The organism is Bradyrhizobium sp. USDA 4341 (genome assembly GCF_054063755.1).
On sequence record NZ_JBSSGO010000002.1, the window covers coordinates 1 to 16,891 of the forward strand.

A 16,891-nucleotide genomic window follows, 5' to 3' on the forward strand; every position below is an offset into this window, starting at 1 on the left:
CGCCTCGGCATCGCTCTATTCGCTCGGCCATGGCGGCAACGATGCGCAGAAGACCATGGGCATCATCGCCGTGCTGCTCTATTCGCAGGGCCATCTCGGCGACAAGTTCGAAATTCCGTTCTGGGTCGTGCTGGCCTGCCAGAGCGCGATGGCGCTGGGCACCCTGATGGGGGGCTGGCGCATCGTGCGCACCATGGGGCTGCGGATCACCAAGCTGACGCCGATGCAGGGCTTCTGCGCCGAGACCGGCGGCGCCGCGACGCTGTTCATCGCGACCTATCTCGGGGTTCCCGTGTCGACCACCCACACCATCACCGGCGCCATCGTCGGCGTCGGCGCGGCACGGCGGCTGTCCGCCGTGCGCTGGAACGTGGCAAGCTCGATCGTCTACGCTTGGGTGATCACGATCCCGGCCTCGGCCGCGGTCGCCGCCGCGACCTATTGGGCGGTGCAGGTTCTGAAGTAGCGTTTTCGAGCGAAGTGGAAGCCGGTTCGCGTCAAGAAAACGCGTCCAAAACAAGTGATCAGCCGACCAGCTTCAGCCCGACGATGCCGGACACGATCAGCCCGATGCTGGCAAGCCGCATCGCGGTTGCGGGCTCGCCGAGCAGAATGATGCCGAGCGCCGCGGTGCCGACCGCGCCGATCCCGGTCCAGACCGCGTAGGCGGTTCCAATCGGCAGCGTCTTCAGCGCGATGCCGAGCAGGATCACGCTGCCGGCCATCGCCGCCAGCGTCAGCACCGACGGCACCAGCCGCGAAAAACCCTCGGTATATTTCAGCCCGATCGCCCAGCCGATCTCGAGCAGGCCTGCGGTGAACAGAATGGCCCAAGCCATAACGAACCCTCCGGATAAGGCAGGGTCGTCCCCGCGGATGGTATGGTGAGGAGAAGGTCGTCCTTCTCGTGCCTATATGTGGGTGGTGCGGCCATTCCGCATTGCGACAAAACGCCCTTGATTGCGCCCGTTTTCCCTGCCAAACGCTGCCCCGCCATGTCTGATACCGCTGTTTCAACCGAATCGCCGTCCCGCTCGCCGCTTTCAGAGGAAGTGGCGCGACGGCGCACCTTTGCGATCATCTCGCATCCGGACGCCGGCAAGACCACGCTGACGGAAAAGCTGCTGCTGTTCGGCGGCGCCATCAACCTCGCGGGCCAGGTCAAGGCCAAGGGCGAGCGGCGCAACACGCGCTCGGACTGGATGAAGATCGAGCGCGAGCGCGGCATCTCGGTCGTCACCTCGGTGATGACCTTCGAGTTCAACGAGCTCGTGTTCAACCTGCTGGACACGCCGGGCCATGAGGACTTCTCGGAAGATACCTACCGCACGCTGACCGCAGTTGACTCCGCCGTCATGGTGATCGACGCCGCGAAGGGCATCGAGGCGCGCACCCGCAAGCTGTTTGAGGTGTGCCGGTTGCGCGACATCCCGATCATCACCTTCATCAACAAGATGGACCGCGAGAGCCGCGACACGTTCGAGCTCCTCGACGAGATCGAGAAGACGCTGGCGCTCGACACCACGCCGATGACCTGGCCGGTCGGCCGCGGCCGCGACTTCCTCGGCACCTATGACGTCGTCAATGGCGGCGTGCGGCTGCTCGAGGGCGGCGGCGCCAAGACCGGTGCCACCGAGCAGATCGACATCGCCGATCTCGGCAAGCGCAATCCCAATCTCGATGTGGCCGAGGTCAGGGACGAGCTCGCGCTGGCCTCGGAAGCCTGCAAGCCGTTCGAGCTCGCGGCATTCCGCGAGGGCCATCTGACGCCGGTCTATTTCGGCAGCGCGCTGCGCAATTTCGGCGTCGGCGACTTGCTGGAGGGCCTCGGCAAGTTCGCGCCGGCGCCGCGCGCGCAGGATTCCGATCTGCGCAAGGTCGAGGCGGCGGAGCCGCGCATGAGCGCGTTCGTGTTCAAAATCCAGGCCAACATGGATCCGAACCACCGCGACCGCATCGCGTTCGCCCGGCTGTGCTCGGGCAAGCTCAGCCGCGGCATGAAGGCCAAGCTGGTGCGCACCGGCAAGAACATGAGCCTGTCGAGCCCGCAATTCTTCTTCGCCCAGGACCGCTCGGTGGCGGACGAGGCCTTTGCCGGCGACGTCGTCGGCATTCCCAACCACGGCACCTTGCGGATCGGCGACACCCTGACCGAGGGCGAGGATCTGACCTTCGTCGGCGTGCCGAGCTTCGCGCCGGAAATCGTCCGCCGCGTCCGCCTGACCGATGCGATGAAGGCCAAGAAGCTGAAGGAAGCGTTGCAGCAGATGTCGGAGGAGGGCGTCGTGCAGGTGTTCCGTCCGCGCGACGGCGCGCCGGCGCTGGTCGGCGTGGTCGGTCCGCTGCAGCTCGACGTGCTGAAGGCGCGGCTCGATGCCGAATATTCGCTGCCGGTCGAGTTCGAGATCTCCGAGTTCTCGCTGGCGCGCTGGATCTCGTCCGATGACCGCAAGAAGTTAGAGGCCTTCATCGCCGCCAACAATTCCGGCATCGCCGACGACGTCGACGGCGATCCGGTGTTCATGGCCAAGAACGAGTTCTATCTCGGCTACACCCGCGAGCGCGCCGAGGGCATCACCTTCTCCAACGTCAAGGACGTGAAGAAGAAGGCGTAAGGCCGCATATTCGCTGTCGTCCCCCGGCTTGACCGGGGGACCCAGTACGCCGCGGCCCATCGGTCAATCACAGCCGCCTCTGGAATACTGGATCGCCCGGTCGAGCCGGGCGATGACGGCGGAGTGTGGTGCGCGAGCGCAAGGACGTGAAGAAGAAGCGGGCGCGACGCCCAGTATTCGGTGTCGTCCCCCGGCTCGACCGGGGGACCCAGTACGCCGCGGCCTATCGATCGATCTTTGCTGTCTCTGGAATACTGGATCGCCCGGTCAAGCAGGCGATGACGGTGGGGTGTGAGGCGAAAAGCGCGAGGACGTGAACCGGCCCCGCTTGCTCCGGTCCGGCCGCGATACCATTTTCCCCGGAGCGCATCCCGGGTCCAACCGCATGTTCCGACGCGTCGTCATTTGCCTCGCTATCGCCGTGCTGGCCCTTGCCTTCGCGGGCACGGCCGGCGCGCGACAACGGCAGCAGACAAACCCGGTGCCGTTCGCACACACACCCTGCAGCGTGCTCGACTATGGGCCCTGCATCCCGTCTTACTGCAGCGTGTTCAACCACGGGCCCTGCCTGCCCGAAATCGATTATCCGTACGGCGAAAATCTCCAGCTCACGATCCTGACAGTGCCGCCGCAAGATCAGGCCGCGAAATACCGCAAGCCGGATCATGATCTCGATACCATCGGCGATCTGTTCGCCGCGCTACGTTCCTGCTGGGCGCCGCCGCCGGCGGACGACGCGCGCGAGGGTATGCAGATGTCGGTGCGCTTCAGCTTCAAGCGGACCGGCGAGATGATCGGCACGCCGCGCCTGACATTCGCGACGCGGGGCATCCCGGCGGATACCCGCACGACCTATCTCAACGCGATCAACGCCTCGCTCGGCGCCTGCCTGCCACTGAAATTCACCGGCGGGCTCGGCGGCGCGCTGGCCGGCCGTCCGATCATGATCCGCTATGTCGACAATCGCGAGCTGGCCAAGCCGGCCGGCAATCAATGATCCGCGCCCCGGCGGTGACGCATTGCGTCCCGCCCGGCGAAGATGTTACGCGAAGACAGCAATCAATCAGGGAGGAACATCGTGGGACTGCTCGTTATGATCCTGGGTCTCGTGCTGTTCCTCGGCATCCATGTGCTGACCAGCCTGCGCGAGCTGCGCGCCGGCATCGTCAATGCGATCGGCGAGGGGACCTACAAGATCGGCTATTCGCTGGTGTCGTTCGCCGGGCTTGCGCTGATCATCTGGGGCTTCGGCCACTACCGCGCGACCGGCTGGATCGACGTCTGGACGCCGCCGACCGCGTTCAAGCACATCGCGGTGGCGCTGATGCTGCCGGCCGTGATCCTGGTGGTGGCCGCCTATATCCGCGGCCGCATCTACACCACGCTGAAGCATCCGATGCTGGCGGGCGTGAAGCTGTGGGCGTTCGCGCATCTGCTGGCCAATGGCGATCTCGGCTCGATCATCCTGTTCGGCTCGTTTCTCGGCTGGGCGGTCTATGACCGCATCTCGCTGAAGCGCCGCGCGGATGCCGGCGGGCCGCCGATCCCGGTGGGCGGCCCGACCAACGACCTGATCGCGATCGCGGTCGGTGTCATCGTCTATCTGGCGCTGGCGTTTGCGTTCCACCCGGTCGTGATCGGCGTGCCTGTCATGGGAGCCTGACTATGTCTGTTCAATCCGCCATCAAGCGCAAGACCGCGCCCGATCTCCGCGCCCGCAAGAATGGCGAGCCGATCGTGATGCTGACGTCGTACCATGCGCACACCGCGGCGCTGGTCGACCGGCACTGCGACGCCATCCTGGTCGGCGATTCCCTCGGCAACGTCATGCATGGCTTCGAGACCACGGTGCCGGTCACGCTCGACATGATGATCCTGCAGGGCCGCGCCGTGATGCGCGGCTCGCAGCAGGCGCTGGTCGTGGTCGACATGCCGTTCGGCTCCTACGAGGGCTCGAAGGAGCAGGCGTTTCAATCCGCGGTGCGGATCATGAAGGAGACGCTGTGCGGCGCCGTCAAGCTCGAGGGCGGCGCGCGGATGGCGGAGACGGTGGCGTTCCTGTCCGAGCGCGGCATTCCCGTGATGGGCCATATCGGCCTGACGCCGCAATCGATCAACACGCTCGGCTCGTTCCGCGCGCAGGGCCGCGAGGAGGAGACCTGGGCGCCGATCGAGAACGACGCCAAAGCGATCGCGGAGGCGGGCGCCTTCTCGATCGTGGTCGAGGCGGTCGCCGAGCCGCTGGCGCGCAAGATCACGCAATCGATCACTGTTCCCACCATCGGCATCGGCGCCAGCGCTGCCTGTGACGGCCAGGTGCTGGTGTTGGAAGACATGCTCGGCCTGTCGCCGCGCGCGCCGAAATTCGTGCGCCGCTACGGCAACCTCGGGCCGATGATCGAGGAGGCGATCGCGGGCTATGCGCGCGACGTGAAGAGCCGCGCCTTCCCGGGGCCGGAGCACGTCTACGGCATGAAAAAGAGCTGACGAGGCGCGCATGGACTGGTCGCAACACGCACTTCCGGCCATGCGGCTCGAGCCGCGCTTCGGCGACCGCGTCGTGCCTGCCTTCGCCGAGCGGCCGGCCAGCCTGTGGGCGATGATCGCAGACGCCGTCGCGCAGAACGGCGACGGCGAGGCGCTGGTCTGCGGCGAGAGGCGCCTCACCTGGCGTGAGGTCGCCGAGCAATCGGCGAAGGTCGCAGCCGGCTTTGCAAAGCTTGGTCTCGCGCCGGGCGACCGCGTCGGGATCCTGCTCGGCAACCGCATCGAGTTCGTGCTGACGATGTTCGCCGCCGCCCATGCTGGCCTCGTCACGGTGCTGCTTTCGACACGCCAGCAGAAGCCCGAGATCGCCTATGTGCTGAACGATTGCGGCGCCAAGCTTCTGGTCCACGAAGCCGCGCTTGCCGACCGCATCCCGGACGCTGCCGATATTCCCGGCCTCGCGCATCGCATCTCGGTCAGCGACGACGGCGCATCGCAGTTCGCTGACTTGCGCGACAATGCTCCGGCGCAGGCGCCGGCGGAGGTGAGGGAAGAGGACACCGCGATGATCCTCTACACCTCAGGCACCACCGGCAGGCCGAAAGGCGCAATGCTGGCCCATTGCAACATCATCCACTCCTCGATGGTGTTCGCCTCCTGTCTGAAGCTGACCGGGGCCGATCGCTCGATCGCCGCGGTGCCGCTCGCGCATGTCACCGGCGCGGTCGCCAACATCACCACCATGGCCCGCTGCGCCGGCGCGCTGATCATCATGCCGGAGTTCAAGGCGTCGGAATATCTGAAGGTCGCGGCGCGCGAGCGCGTCACCTACACGGTGATGGTGCCGGCGATGTACAATCTCTGCCTGATGCAGCCGGATTTCGACAGCTACGATCTGTCGAGCTGGCGTATCGGCGGGTTCGGCGGCGCGCCGATGCCGGTTGCGACCATCGAAAAGCTCGACGCCAAGATTCCCGGGCTCAAGCTCGCGAACTGCTACGGCGCGACCGAGACCACGTCGCCCTCGACCTTGATGCCGGGTGAATTGACTGCAGCGCATATCGACAGCGTCGGCTTGCCGTGTCCCGGCGCCGAGATCGTCGTGATGGGGGCCGATAGCCGCGAGGTGCCGAGCGGCGCGATCGGCGAGCTCTGGATCCGCAGCGCCTCCGTCATCAAGGGCTATTGGAACAATCCGACGGCGACCGCGGAGAGCTTCACCGCCGGGTTCTGGCATTCCGGCGATCTGGGCTCGATCGATACGAAGAATTTCGTCCGCGTGTTCGACCGCCAGAAGGACATGATCAACCGCGGCGGCCTGAAGATCTATTCCGCCGAGGTCGAGTCGGTCCTGGCCGGCCACCCGGCCGTGGTCGAGAGCGCGATCATCGCAAAACCGTGCCCGGTGCTCGGCGAGCGCGTGCACGCCGTGATCGTGACCCGCAGCGAGGTCAATGCAGAGAGCCTGCGCGCCTGGTGCGCCGAGCGTCTCTCCGACTACAAGGTGCCCGAGACGATGGCGCTGACATCAGAGCCGCTGCCGCGCAACGCCAACGGCAAGGTGATCAAGCGTCAGCTCAGGGAGAGCCTGTCCGCGGCCGCGCCGTAGCGCGACGCATGTCATCCGCGAACTCGATGCACCTCTCCCGCTTGCGGGGGAGGTCGATGCGCGACGAGCGACGCAAAGCGTGGTCCGAGGCGCGGCGGGTGGGGGCTTTGCCCGCACAGGGACTTTCTCGCTGATCCGACTCGTGGAGGCACCCCCACCCCAGCCCTCCCCGCAAGCGGGAGAGGGAGCCCACGCAGTCCCAGCACGGCCAACTGCAAACTTCCCCGGTTAACGCTTTGATCCGCCTCGCTTTGCCTTGCCTCCGCCACACCGTTAGGGTAACGCCGCCGCGATGTGGGGATCGGGTAGGGGCTGCGCTCCACCGAGATTCACGGTCCCGAGGGGATGAGATAGCCTTAAGTGTCTGAATTATTTGACGAAGTCGACGAGGAAGTCCGTCGCGATCAGCTCAAGAAGCTGTGGGACAAGTACTCGCTTTTCATCATCGCGCTGGCGATCCTGGTGGTCGCGGGCGTCGGTGGCTGGCGTGGCTACCAATATCTCGAGGGCAAGAAGGCCGCCGAGGCCGGTGCGGCGTTCGACCGCGCCGTTGAGCTGTCGGACCAGAACAAGCACGCCGAGGCCGAGGCCGCGTTTGCCGACCTGATCACCAAGGCGCCGTCCGGCTACCGCAATCTGGCGCGGCTGCGCATGGCCGCCGAGGTCGCGATCCGCGATCAGCCGGCCGCTGCGAAACTCTATGACGCGATCGCAGCCGATCGCAGCGTCGGCGGTCCCGATCAGGATCTGGCGCGGATCCGCGCCGCGCAGATGGTGATGGACACCACGACCTACCCGAACATGGTCCAACGGCTCGAGGCGATGGCGACGTCGAAGGACTCGACGTTCCGCCATTCCGCGCGCGAGCTGCTGGCGCTGTCGGCCTGGCGCGCCAACGATGCCACCGCCGCGCGGCAGTGGCTCGACCAGATTGCCAATGACGGCGAGACGCCGCCGAGCCTGCGGTCGCGCGCCGAAGCGCTGCAGGCGCTGTTGCCGCCGGTCGCGAAGAGCTGACTTGGCGCGCGAAACCCGAGTTTGAGTGAGAGATCGACCATGCGCCGCTCGCAACGCCTGATCGCAGCCGCAGTTCTGACAGCGCTTTGCAGCGTGCTGGCCGGCTGCGGCGGTGGCGGCATGTCCAATTTCGATCCGAGCGACTTGCTCGACTTCCTCGACACCAAGAAGAAGCTGGCCGGTGACCGCAAGCCGGTGTTCCCGGAAGGCGTGCCCGGCCTCGAGCAGGGCGTGCCGAAGGAATTGTACAAGGGCTCGCAGCAGGAGCAGCTCGACCAGCAGAACGCCGCGGCGGCAGCCGCCGCCCAGCCGGCTCCGCCAGCGGAGCCGCCGAAGGGCGCCAAGAAGCACACCAAGCGGGCCGCGCCGGCCGCGGATCAGGCGGCTGCCCCCGACGCCGCGGCGCCGGACGAGGGCGCGCCCGCCGCGCTGCCGCCCGAGCCGAAGCCGAAGAAGATCGTCCGCCGCCGCACCACCGCGCCGCCCGCCGACGACCAGCAGGCGCAGCCTGCGGCGCCGGCGCAGCAGACCCAGACCACGCAACAATCCGGCGGCGGGTTCCCCGCGCCGCTACCGAGCGGTGGATTTAGCCGCTAGGCTCCTGCTTCAATTCATTAGACGCGCGCCGCGCCGCGGCGCCGGGATGATCCATGTCTTTTACCATCGCCATTATCGGCCGGCCCAATGTCGGAAAGTCGACGCTGTTCAACCGGCTGGTCGGCCAGAAGCTCGCATTGGTGGACGACGAGCCCGGCGTGACCCGTGACCGCCGCGAGGGCCAGGCCCGGCTCTACGATCTCGACTTCACCATCATCGACACTGCGGGGCTCGATGAGGGCGCCAAGGGCTCGCTGACGGCGCGGATGCAGGAGCAGACCGAAACCGCGATCGCGCTCGCCGACGCCCTGATGTTCGTAATCGACGCCCGCGTCGGCCTGACGCCGACCGATCGCGCCTTCGCCGACTTCGCCCGCAAGGCCAACAAGCCGGTGGTGCTGGTCGCCAACAAGGCCGAGGGCAAGCATGGCGAGATCGGCGCGATGGAATCCTACGCGCTCGGCCTCGGCGATCCCGTGCAGATCTCGGCCGAGCACGGCGAGGGCATGGGCGACCTCCACGAGGCGCTGAGCGCGCTGGTGCCCGCGACACCAGAGGAAGATGACGAGGTCGAGGATGACGAGGACATCTCGGAGGAGGAGGCCGCGCAGCGCCCGATCCGCGTCGCCATCGTCGGCCGGCCCAACGCCGGCAAGTCGACACTGATCAACCATCTGCTCGGCGAGGAGCGGCTGCTGACCAGCCCCGAGGCCGGCACCACGCGCGATTCCATCGCGGTCGAGATCACCTGGCAGGGCCGCCAGTTCCGCGTGTTCGATACCGCCGGCCTGCGCCGCCGCTCGCGGATCGAGGAGAAGCTGGAAAAGCTCTCGGTCGCCGACGCGTTGCGCGCGGTGCGCTTCGCCGAAGTCGTCGTGATGATGATGGACTCGCAGAACAAGTTCGAGGAGCAGGATCTGCGCATCGCCGACCTGATCGAGCGCGAAGGCCGGGCGATCGTGCTCGCCGTCAATAAATGGGACCTCGTCGAGCGCAAGCCCAACCAGATCTCGCAGCTGCGCATCGATGCCGACCACTGGCTGCCGCAGGTCAAGGGCGCGCCGATCGTCGCCGTCTCCGGCCTGATGGGCGAGGGCATCGACCGCCTGATGATTGCGATCCAGGAAGCCTATGCGGTCTGGAACCGGCGCTTGCCGACTGCCGCGCTCAATCGCTGGTTCGAGCAGGCGATCCAGGCGAGCCCGCCGCCGGCCGTCTCGGGCCGCCGGCTGAAGCTGAACTACATCACGCAAGTGAAGGCGCGCCCGCCGAGCTTCGTGTTGTTCTGCTCGCGCGCCGATGCGATCCCGAGATCCTATCTGCGTTACCTCACCAACTCGCTGCGCGAGACCTTCGATCTGCCGGGCACGCCGATCCGGATCACGCTGCGCGAGAAGGCCAATCCGTTCGCCCACAAGCGCAAGCGCCCGTCATGAGCGGGAGCGCTGAGGTTGACCCTGCGGCCATGCCGCAGGCACGCAGCGGTGCCGTGATCTTCATCTTCATCACCCTGCTGCTCGACATGCTCGCGCTCGGGATCATCATCCCGATCCTGCCCAAGCTGATCGAAGGCTTCGTCAACAACGACACCGCGAACGCGGCACGGATCTTCGGCGTGTTCGGCTCGATCTGGGCCTTGATGCAGTTCGTCTGCTCGCCGATCCTGGGCGCGCTGTCCGATCGCTTCGGCCGCCGGCCGGTGGTGCTGCTGTCGAATTTCGGCCTTGCCGCGGACTATGTGCTGATGGCGCTGGCGCCGAACCTGATCTGGCTGTTCGTCGGGCGGGCGATCTCGGGCATTACCTCGTCGAGCGTCTCGACCGTGTTCGCCTATATCGCCGACGTCACTGCGCCGGAGCAGCGCGCCGCGATGTTCGGCAAGATCGGCGTCGCGTTCGGCGCGGGCTTCATCATGGGACCGGCGCTGGGCGGCCTGCTCGGCGAGATCGATCCGCGGCTGCCGTTCTGGGCGGCGGGGGGCCTGAGCTTCGTCAACGGGCTCTATGGCCTGTTCATCCTGCCGGAATCGCTGCCGGTCGAGCGGCGCGCGCCGTTCAAATGGAAGAGCGCCAATCCGGTCGGCGCATTGCAATTCCTGCGCGCGAACCGGACGCTGGCCGGCCTGTCGCTGGCGACGTTCTTCGGCCAGCTCGCGCATGTCGTGCTGCCCTCGGTGTTCGTGCTCTACGCCACCTATCGCTACGGCTGGGACACCGGCACCGTCGGCGCGACGCTCGCCTTGGTCGGGCTCTGCGGCATGATCGTGCAGGGCGCGGCGATCGGCCCGATCGTGCAGCGTCTCGGCGAGCGCAATGCGCTGTTCCTCGGCCTCGTCTGCGGCGCCTTGGGCTTCGTGATCTTCGGCGCGGCGCCGACCGGGCAGCTGTTCTGGATCGGCATTCCCGTGATGGCGTTCTGGGGCATCTCGGGCGCCGCGACGCAGGCGCTGACGACGCAACTCGTCGCCGCCGATCAACAAGGCCAGTTGCAGGGCGCGACATCCAGCGTGCAGAGCATGTCGGAATTGATCGGCCCGTTCCTGTTCACGCTGACGTTTGCGTATTTCATCGGCGACAACGTGCCCGTGAAGCTGCCCGGTGCGCCGTTCTATCTGGCGGGCGCGCTGCTGCTGCTCGCGCTCGCCATCGCCTGGCGCGTAACGGCGGCGAAGAAGGCGTAGGAGCTTCGTAGGGTGGGTTAGCCCAACGGGTCCGCGCCACGCGCGGCCCGATGACAGGCTCCGGCGTAACCCACCATTGTCGCCGCCGAGAGAAAGTCGGTGGGTTACGCTTCGCTAACCCACCCGACATTCTAGTCCGTCGCCGGCACCGAATGGTGCTCGTGCGTGATCCGCCAGCTGCCGTCGATCTTGCGCAGCCCGATCGTCAGGCGGAACTGGAACGTGGCGTCGGGCGCGCCGCACCGCATCACTGCGACGGCGAAGGCCACGTCATCGCCGGCCGTAATCGCGATGTCCTCGATATTGAAGGCGTAGGACGGACGCTGACAGCCGAAGAACAGATCCCAGGTCTTCCTGTACTCATCAAGTCCGCGGGACTGGAACGGCGGCGGCACGTCGAACATCACGATGTCCTGATCGTGATGGGCGAGAACGCCCGCATAGTCGTGCCTGCGGACGGCGTCCGCCCAGGCTTCGATGAGTGTTCTGACTTGGTTTTCGGCTCCGGATTGCGTCATGGAACTCGCTCCGTGTGTGGCTGACATGCGCCCGGAGGACGCAGGCCAGGACGTATATCCGACACGCGGAGCGAATTATTTGAGCGGTGAACGGCCGGACCGAATCCCGGCCGTCGCGCGACGTTTACTTCTTCACCAGCGGACAATCGCTGGCCTCGAGCGGCTTGGCGGCGTCTTCCGGCGAGATGGTGGCGATCAGCTTGTAATAGTCCCAGGGATATTTGGACTCTTCCGGCTTCTTCACCTCGAACAGATAGGCCGGGATGATGCGGCGGCCGTCGATCCGTAAGGGACCCTTGCCGAACAGCGGATCGTCGGTCGGGATCTCCTTCATCTTGGCGACGACCTTGGCGCCGTCATGCGGATTGCCGCCCATCGCGTCGAGTGCCTTCAGGTAATGCAGCACGCCGGCATAGACGCCGGCCACCGTCATCGAGGGCATCGAGCCCTTGGGCGAAACCTTCTGGAAGCGCTTCGACCAGGCGCGGGTCTGGTCGTTCATGTCCCAGTAGAACGACTCGGTGAAGGTGAGGCCCTGGGCGATCTTCAAGCCCAGCGCGTGCACGTCGTTGACGAACAGCAGCAGCGCCGCGAGCTTTTGTCCGCCTGCGGTGATGCCGAATTCGGACGCCTGCTTGATCGCGTTGGTGGTGTCGCCGCCGGCATTGGCGAGGCCGATGATCTTGGCCTTGGAGGCCTGCGCCTGCAGCAGGAACGAGGAGAAGTCCGCGGTGTTGAGCGGGTGCTTGACGCCGCCGAGCACCTTGCCGCCGTTCGCGGTGACGACCGCCGAGGTATCGCGCTCCAGCGCGTGGCCGAAGGCGTAGTCGGCGGTGAGGAAGAACCAGGTGTCGCCGCCCGCCTTGGTCAGCGCCTTGCCGGTGCCGTTGGCGAGCATGTAGGTGTCGAACGTGTAGGAGATCGTGTTGGCGTTGCAGGCCTTGCCGGTCAGATCGGCGGTCGCCGCGCCCGAGTTGAGCACGATCGAGTTCTTCTCCTTGGCAAGGTTGCTCACCGCCAGCGCGACGCCGGAGTTCGGCGTATCGGTGATGATGTCGACCTTGTCGTTGTCGATCCAGTTGCGCGCGATGTTGACGCCGACGTCCGGCTTGTTCTGGTGGTCGCCGCTGACCACCTCGATCTTCCAGCCTTTGGCGCGCAGGCCGGAATCTTCCACCGCCATGTTGGCCGCGGCCACCGAATTGGGCCCGCCGATGTCGGCATAGAGGCCCGACATGTCGTTCAGCACGCCGATCTTGACGTTCTTGTCCTGAGCAAGGGCAGGCGTAGCAAGGCCGAGTGCAGCGCAAGCGAGTAGCACGGCGTGGCGCCGTGCGAGCGTCGTCGTCATGAGACATTCCCTCCACTGTCAATTTTTTCCGCAACGGCCCTCTTGTGGAGCCTTGTGCCGGTCGTTCGCGTTTCCGCTTACCCTTTCCTTTGGCGAGCGGCAATCCGCATAAAGCCGGATGAGCTGCGTCGAAGCGCCATGATTCAATCAGAACCGAAGCTCTGGGTGCCGCTTATTTGAGCGCATCCGAGGTCAGCTTGAATTTCTGGATCCGCTTGCCCTCGACCTCACCAGTGTAGACGTTGCCCTTCTGGTCGACCGCCATGACGTGGAGCAGGGCGAACTGTCCGGCATTGCGGCCGCTATGGCCGAAGGTGCCGACCACGCTGCCGTCGTCGCGCTTCAGCACGCGGATCTCGTTGTTGGCGCCGTCGGCGTTGAGCAGATAGGTCTGCTTCGGATCGGGCCACAGCGCGAGATCGAACACCGCGCCGTCGCCGCGGGTGTTCTTCTCGTAGAACCATTCCTTCACGAAGGTGCCGTTCTTCTGGAACACCTGGATGCGGTCCTGGCTGCGGTCGCAGACATAGACCAGCCCGTCATTGGCGATCTTGATGCAATGCACGGGATTGCCGAACTGCTCCTGCACCGCCGCGCTTGGATCATACGGCGGCTGCTTGTCATCGGTGGGGAGCTTGCCGTAGCCGCCCCAGTGCCGCTTGTAGGCCAGCGTGGTGGCGTCGAACACGATGACGCGGCGGTTGCCATAGCCGTCGGCGATGTAGAGCTCGTTGGCAGCCTTGTCGATCGCCATCTCGGCGGGGCGGCCGAGCTGGGTGGTGTCGTTGCTGTTGGTGCGGGCTGCGATCTTGCCGATCTGGCCGAGATATTTGCCGTCGAGCGAGAACTTCAGGATCGCGCTGTCGTCGTCGGCATTGCCGCCGATCCAGACGAAGCCGCGCTCGTCGACCTCGATGCCGTGCTCGCGGCCGACCCATTGATAGCCGTCGCCGGGACCGCCCCAGGCCCGCAGCAGATTGCCGTCGACATCGAATTCCAGCACCGGCGGCGCGGCCACGCAGCATTTCGCGCGCGGCGGGGTGAGGCTCGCCGCCTTCTCGCCATCGGCCAGCGAGCGCGGACGATGCACCACCCAGATATGCCCCTGCCAGTCGACGGTGATGCCGCCGACCTGGCCGATGATCCAGTTGTTCGGCAGCTGCTTGGGCCACGACGCGTCGACCGCGAAGGTCGGGACGTCACCGGCCCTGGCGGGCGTTGGCTGAGCAAAAAGGGTTGAAGATGCGATGCCGGCGGAGAGAAACAATCCGGACAGAATGGAGCGCGCACGATTGAACGTCGGCGTCATGATGCCTCCCGAGAGTTTTCTTGGCGGTCGTCCCGCTTGGGCGCGCAGTCAATCGCGGGGAGGGGAACGAGTCAATCACCCAGCCGTCATCGCGAGGAGTCGCATAGCCCGGATGGAGTTGCGTAGCCCGGATGGAGCGAAGCGAAATCCGGGGCAGTCTCTCCGCGGACAGACGCTTCCCGGATTACGCTTCGCTTCATCCGGGCTACGGCTCGTCAACCTAAGCCGGCGGCTGGAAACTCCGCAGCGTGCGCGCCTTGTAGTCGTAGAGCTTGCCGGTTTCGGTCCACTGCGGCGAACACATCGGCACGATGAATTCGGCGGCCATGTCGGGCGTATCCAGCGTCATCGGGTCTTCGCCGGGAAAAACCTGCGCGCGCATCCGGGTGCGGATCGGGCCGGGGCTGAACAGATTGACGCGCAGCGCCGTGTTGGCGGTCTCGTTGGCCCAGGAGCGCACCAGCGCATCCAGCGCGGCCTTCGAGGCGGCATAGGGGCCGAGATAGGCGTTGGCCTTGTGCGCCACGCCTGACGTGACGAACACCGCACGGCCGGCGTCGGACTGGCGCAACAGCGGGTCCATGCAGCGGATCAGCTGGAAATTCGCGGTGACGTTGATCGCGAACACATCGTTCCACGGCTTCAGCTCGATATGGCCGAGCGGCGAGGAGGGACCTGCGGTGCCGGCATTGCCGACCAGGATGTCGAGCTTGCCGTGGCGCTCATGCAGCGCGAGCCCGAGCCGTGCGATGCCGTCGTAATCGGTCAGCGAGAGCGGCACCAGCGTGGCGCTGCCGCCATCCTTGTGGATCTCGTCGTCGAGCTCTTCCAGCCCTCCTTGCGTGCGCGCCACTGCCACGACATGCGCGCCGGCCTTGGCCAGCGCGACGGATGTCGCATAGCCGATCCCGCGCGAGGCGCCGGTCACGAGGGCAATACGGGAGGCGAGGGGTTTTGTCATGAACGTAACTCTATCGTCGTCGTCCCTGCGAAAGCAGGGACCCATACGCCGCGGCGGCCGTGCTGTGCAAAGGTGTTCGTAACCGATACCGCCCGAAAAAACGAGGGCCGGTGGTTATGGGTCCCTGCTCCGGAGCGCAATCGCGCCCTAGGCAGGGACGACACCGTGGATGGGGCGTCAGCTCGCCTCGGCCAGCAGCGAGAGCTGGCGCGGCGGAGCCTCGGTTTCGCTCTGGTCGGTGAGGTGGGTCGGGTAGGCGCCGGTGAAGCAATGGTCGGCGAATCTCGGATTGGCCGGGTCGCGCCCCTCATAGCCCATCGCGCGGTACATGCCGTCGATCGACAGGAAGGCGAGCGAGTCCGCGCCGATGATGTCGCGCATCTCCTCGAGCGAATGGGTCGCCGCCAAGAGGCCGCCGCGATCCGGCAGGTCGATGCCGTAATAGTCGGGATAGAGGATCGGCGGCGAGGCGAGGCGGAAATGCACCTCGCGGGCGCCGGCATCGCGCATCATGCGCACGATCTTCTTCGAGGTGGTGCCGCGCACCAGCGAGTCGTCGATCAGGATGATGCGCTTGCCCTCGATCGCGGCGCGATTGGCCGAATGCTTCATGCGCACGCCGAGCTCGCGCACGGTCTGGGTCGGCTGGATGAAGGTGCGGCCGACATAGTGGTTGCGGATGATGCCGAGTTCGAACGGCACGCCGGAGTACTGGCTGTAGCCGACCGCGGCGGGCACGCCGGAATCCGGCACCGGCACCACGACGTCGACCTCGGGATGGCTCTCGCGCGCGAGCTGGGCGCCGAACGCCTTGCGGACGTCGTACACCGAGCGGCCGCCGACGATCGAATCCGGCCGCGCGAAATAGATGTACTCGAAGATGCAGGGCCGCGCCGGCTTCGGCGGGAACGGCTTGTGGCTGTGCGCCCCCCGCTCGTCGAACACGATGATCTCGCCGGGCTCGATGTCGCGGACATACTTCGCGCCGATCATGTCGAGCGCGCAGGTCTCCGAGGTCAGGATCGGATGGCCGTCGAGATCGCCGAGCACCAGCGGACGGATGCCGAGCGGATCGCGGGCGCCAACCAGCTTCTTGTTGGTCAGCGCGACCAGCGCATAGGCGCCCTCGATGGTGCGCAGCGCCTCGATGAAACGGTCGATGAAGCGGGTGCGCTTGGACTGCGCCACGAGATGCAGGATCACCTCGGTGTCGGTGGTCGACTGCATCATGGCGCCGCCCTTGACCAGCTCGTGGCGCAGGGTGAGGCCGTTGGTCAGGTTGCCGTTATGGCCGACCGCAAAGCCGCCGGCGCTGAGTTCGGCGAACAGCGGCTGCACGTTGCGCAGGATGGTACCGCCGGTGGTGGAGTAGCGGACATGGCCGACCGCGGCGTTGCCGGGCAGGCGATCGATCACCTCGCGGCGGGAGAAGGCATCGCCGACCAGGCCGAGGCGGCGTTCACTGTGGAAGCGGCCGCCGTCGAAGGAGACGATGCCGGCGGCCTCCTGGCCGCGATGTTGCAGGGCGTGCAGGCCGAGCGCGGTGATCGCGGCGGCCTCGGGATGGCCGAAGACGCCGAACACGCCGCATTCCTCGCGGAGCGTGTCGCCATCGAGATCGGGGTGGTATCTGAAATCGTTGTCCCGGAGATGGTCTTGTCGAAGATGGTCCTGCATTTCGATCGGGCCCAGGTCGAGATCCATTTGGGCGGCGTGATCGGAAGGGGTTTGCATCTCGTTCATCGCC

Annotated in this window: 16 protein-coding genes; 10 read left to right on the forward strand and 6 right to left on the reverse strand. The window is 66.2% G+C overall.

Features of this window, described 5'->3' with window-relative positions:
• Nucleotides 1-466: anion permease (locus tag ACVIGB_RS05685; protein ID WP_456749115.1), on the forward strand; the 466-nt coding region annotated here is incomplete at its 5' end.
• Nucleotides 467-524: 58 nt separating this feature from the next.
• Here ACVIGB_RS05685 and sugE read toward each other — a convergent pair.
• Nucleotides 525-839 carry a quaternary ammonium compound efflux SMR transporter SugE gene (gene sugE / locus ACVIGB_RS05690; RefSeq protein WP_092113374.1) on the reverse strand — a complete coding sequence of 105 codons (315 nt, stop codon included), beginning with the start codon at nucleotides 837-839 and terminating at the stop codon, nucleotides 525-527.
• Nucleotides 840-995: 156 nt separating this feature from the next.
• Here sugE and ACVIGB_RS05695 point away from each other — a divergent pair, with 156 nt between their 5' ends.
• The 9 genes from ACVIGB_RS05695 to ACVIGB_RS05735 all read left to right on the forward strand — a co-directional run bounded on the left by ACVIGB_RS05695 (nucleotide 996) and on the right by ACVIGB_RS05735 (nucleotide 11,005).
• Nucleotides 996-2,615, forward strand: coding sequence for a peptide chain release factor 3 (locus ACVIGB_RS05695; RefSeq protein WP_456723446.1), 1,620 nt, complete (start codon nucleotides 996-998; stop codon nucleotides 2,613-2,615).
• Between the two features lie 385 nt (nucleotides 2,616-3,000).
• On the forward strand, nucleotides 3,001-3,612 hold the full coding sequence (locus tag ACVIGB_RS05700; RefSeq protein ID WP_456723445.1) for a hypothetical protein: 612 nt from the start codon (nucleotides 3,001-3,003) through the stop codon (nucleotides 3,610-3,612).
• A gap of 81 nt (nucleotides 3,613-3,693) precedes the next feature.
• The gene (locus ACVIGB_RS05705) at nucleotides 3,694-4,278 is read left to right on the forward strand and encodes an NnrU family protein (RefSeq protein ID WP_456723444.1); all 585 of its coding nucleotides are present in this window, start codon (nucleotides 3,694-3,696) and stop codon (nucleotides 4,276-4,278) included.
• 2 nt (nucleotides 4,279-4,280) lie between these two features.
• A complete protein-coding gene (gene panB / locus ACVIGB_RS05710) occupies nucleotides 4,281-5,102 on the forward strand; it encodes a 3-methyl-2-oxobutanoate hydroxymethyltransferase (RefSeq protein ID WP_207838704.1) in 822 nt (273 codons plus the stop codon).
• A gap of 10 nt (nucleotides 5,103-5,112) precedes the next feature.
• Complete coding sequence (locus ACVIGB_RS05715) at nucleotides 5,113-6,711, forward strand: class I adenylate-forming enzyme family protein (protein WP_456723443.1); 1,599 nt, start codon at nucleotides 5,113-5,115, stop codon at nucleotides 6,709-6,711.
• Nucleotides 6,712-7,071: 360 nt separating this feature from the next.
• Nucleotides 7,072-7,728: a tetratricopeptide repeat protein gene (locus tag ACVIGB_RS05720; protein ID WP_092113387.1), complete on the forward strand. Its 657-nt coding sequence runs from the start codon at nucleotides 7,072-7,074 to the stop codon at nucleotides 7,726-7,728.
• Between the two features lie 39 nt (nucleotides 7,729-7,767).
• The gene (locus tag ACVIGB_RS05725) at nucleotides 7,768-8,325 is read left to right on the forward strand and encodes a hypothetical protein (protein WP_456723442.1); all 558 of its coding nucleotides are present in this window, start codon (nucleotides 7,768-7,770) and stop codon (nucleotides 8,323-8,325) included.
• Nucleotides 8,326-8,378: 53 nt separating this feature from the next.
• Nucleotides 8,379-9,761 (forward strand): ribosome biogenesis GTPase Der, encoded by a 1,383-nt coding sequence (der, locus tag ACVIGB_RS05730; RefSeq protein WP_456723441.1) that lies wholly within the window; start codon nucleotides 8,379-8,381, stop codon nucleotides 9,759-9,761.
• 29 nt (nucleotides 9,762-9,790) lie between these two features.
• The gene (locus tag ACVIGB_RS05735; RefSeq protein ID WP_456723440.1) at nucleotides 9,791-11,005 is read left to right on the forward strand and encodes a TCR/Tet family MFS transporter; all 1,215 of its coding nucleotides are present in this window, start codon (nucleotides 9,791-9,793) and stop codon (nucleotides 11,003-11,005) included.
• 131 nt (nucleotides 11,006-11,136) lie between these two features.
• Here the strand turns inward: ACVIGB_RS05735 and ACVIGB_RS05740 are convergent, their stop codons facing one another.
• The 5 genes from ACVIGB_RS05740 to purF form a co-directional block, all read right to left on the reverse strand.
• Entirely contained in the window at nucleotides 11,137-11,523 is a 387-nt protein-coding gene (locus ACVIGB_RS05740; protein ID WP_456723439.1) for a YybH family protein, read from the reverse strand.
• Nucleotides 11,524-11,647: 124 nt separating this feature from the next.
• Nucleotides 11,648-12,874: an ABC transporter substrate-binding protein gene (locus ACVIGB_RS05745; protein WP_092113399.1), complete on the reverse strand. Its 1,227-nt coding sequence runs from the start codon at nucleotides 12,872-12,874 to the stop codon at nucleotides 11,648-11,650.
• Between the two features lie 172 nt (nucleotides 12,875-13,046).
• Complete coding sequence (locus tag ACVIGB_RS05750; protein WP_456723438.1) at nucleotides 13,047-14,183, reverse strand: hypothetical protein; 1,137 nt, start codon at nucleotides 14,181-14,183, stop codon at nucleotides 13,047-13,049.
• A gap of 220 nt (nucleotides 14,184-14,403) precedes the next feature.
• Nucleotides 14,404-15,144 (reverse strand): SDR family NAD(P)-dependent oxidoreductase, encoded by a 741-nt coding sequence (locus tag ACVIGB_RS05755; RefSeq protein ID WP_456723437.1) that lies wholly within the window; start codon nucleotides 15,142-15,144, stop codon nucleotides 14,404-14,406.
• A gap of 177 nt (nucleotides 15,145-15,321) precedes the next feature.
• Nucleotides 15,322-16,887 carry an amidophosphoribosyltransferase gene (gene purF, locus ACVIGB_RS05760; protein WP_456723436.1) on the reverse strand — a complete coding sequence of 522 codons (1,566 nt, stop codon included), beginning with the start codon at nucleotides 16,885-16,887 and terminating at the stop codon, nucleotides 15,322-15,324.
• Nucleotides 16,888-16,891 lie beyond the last annotated feature (4 nt).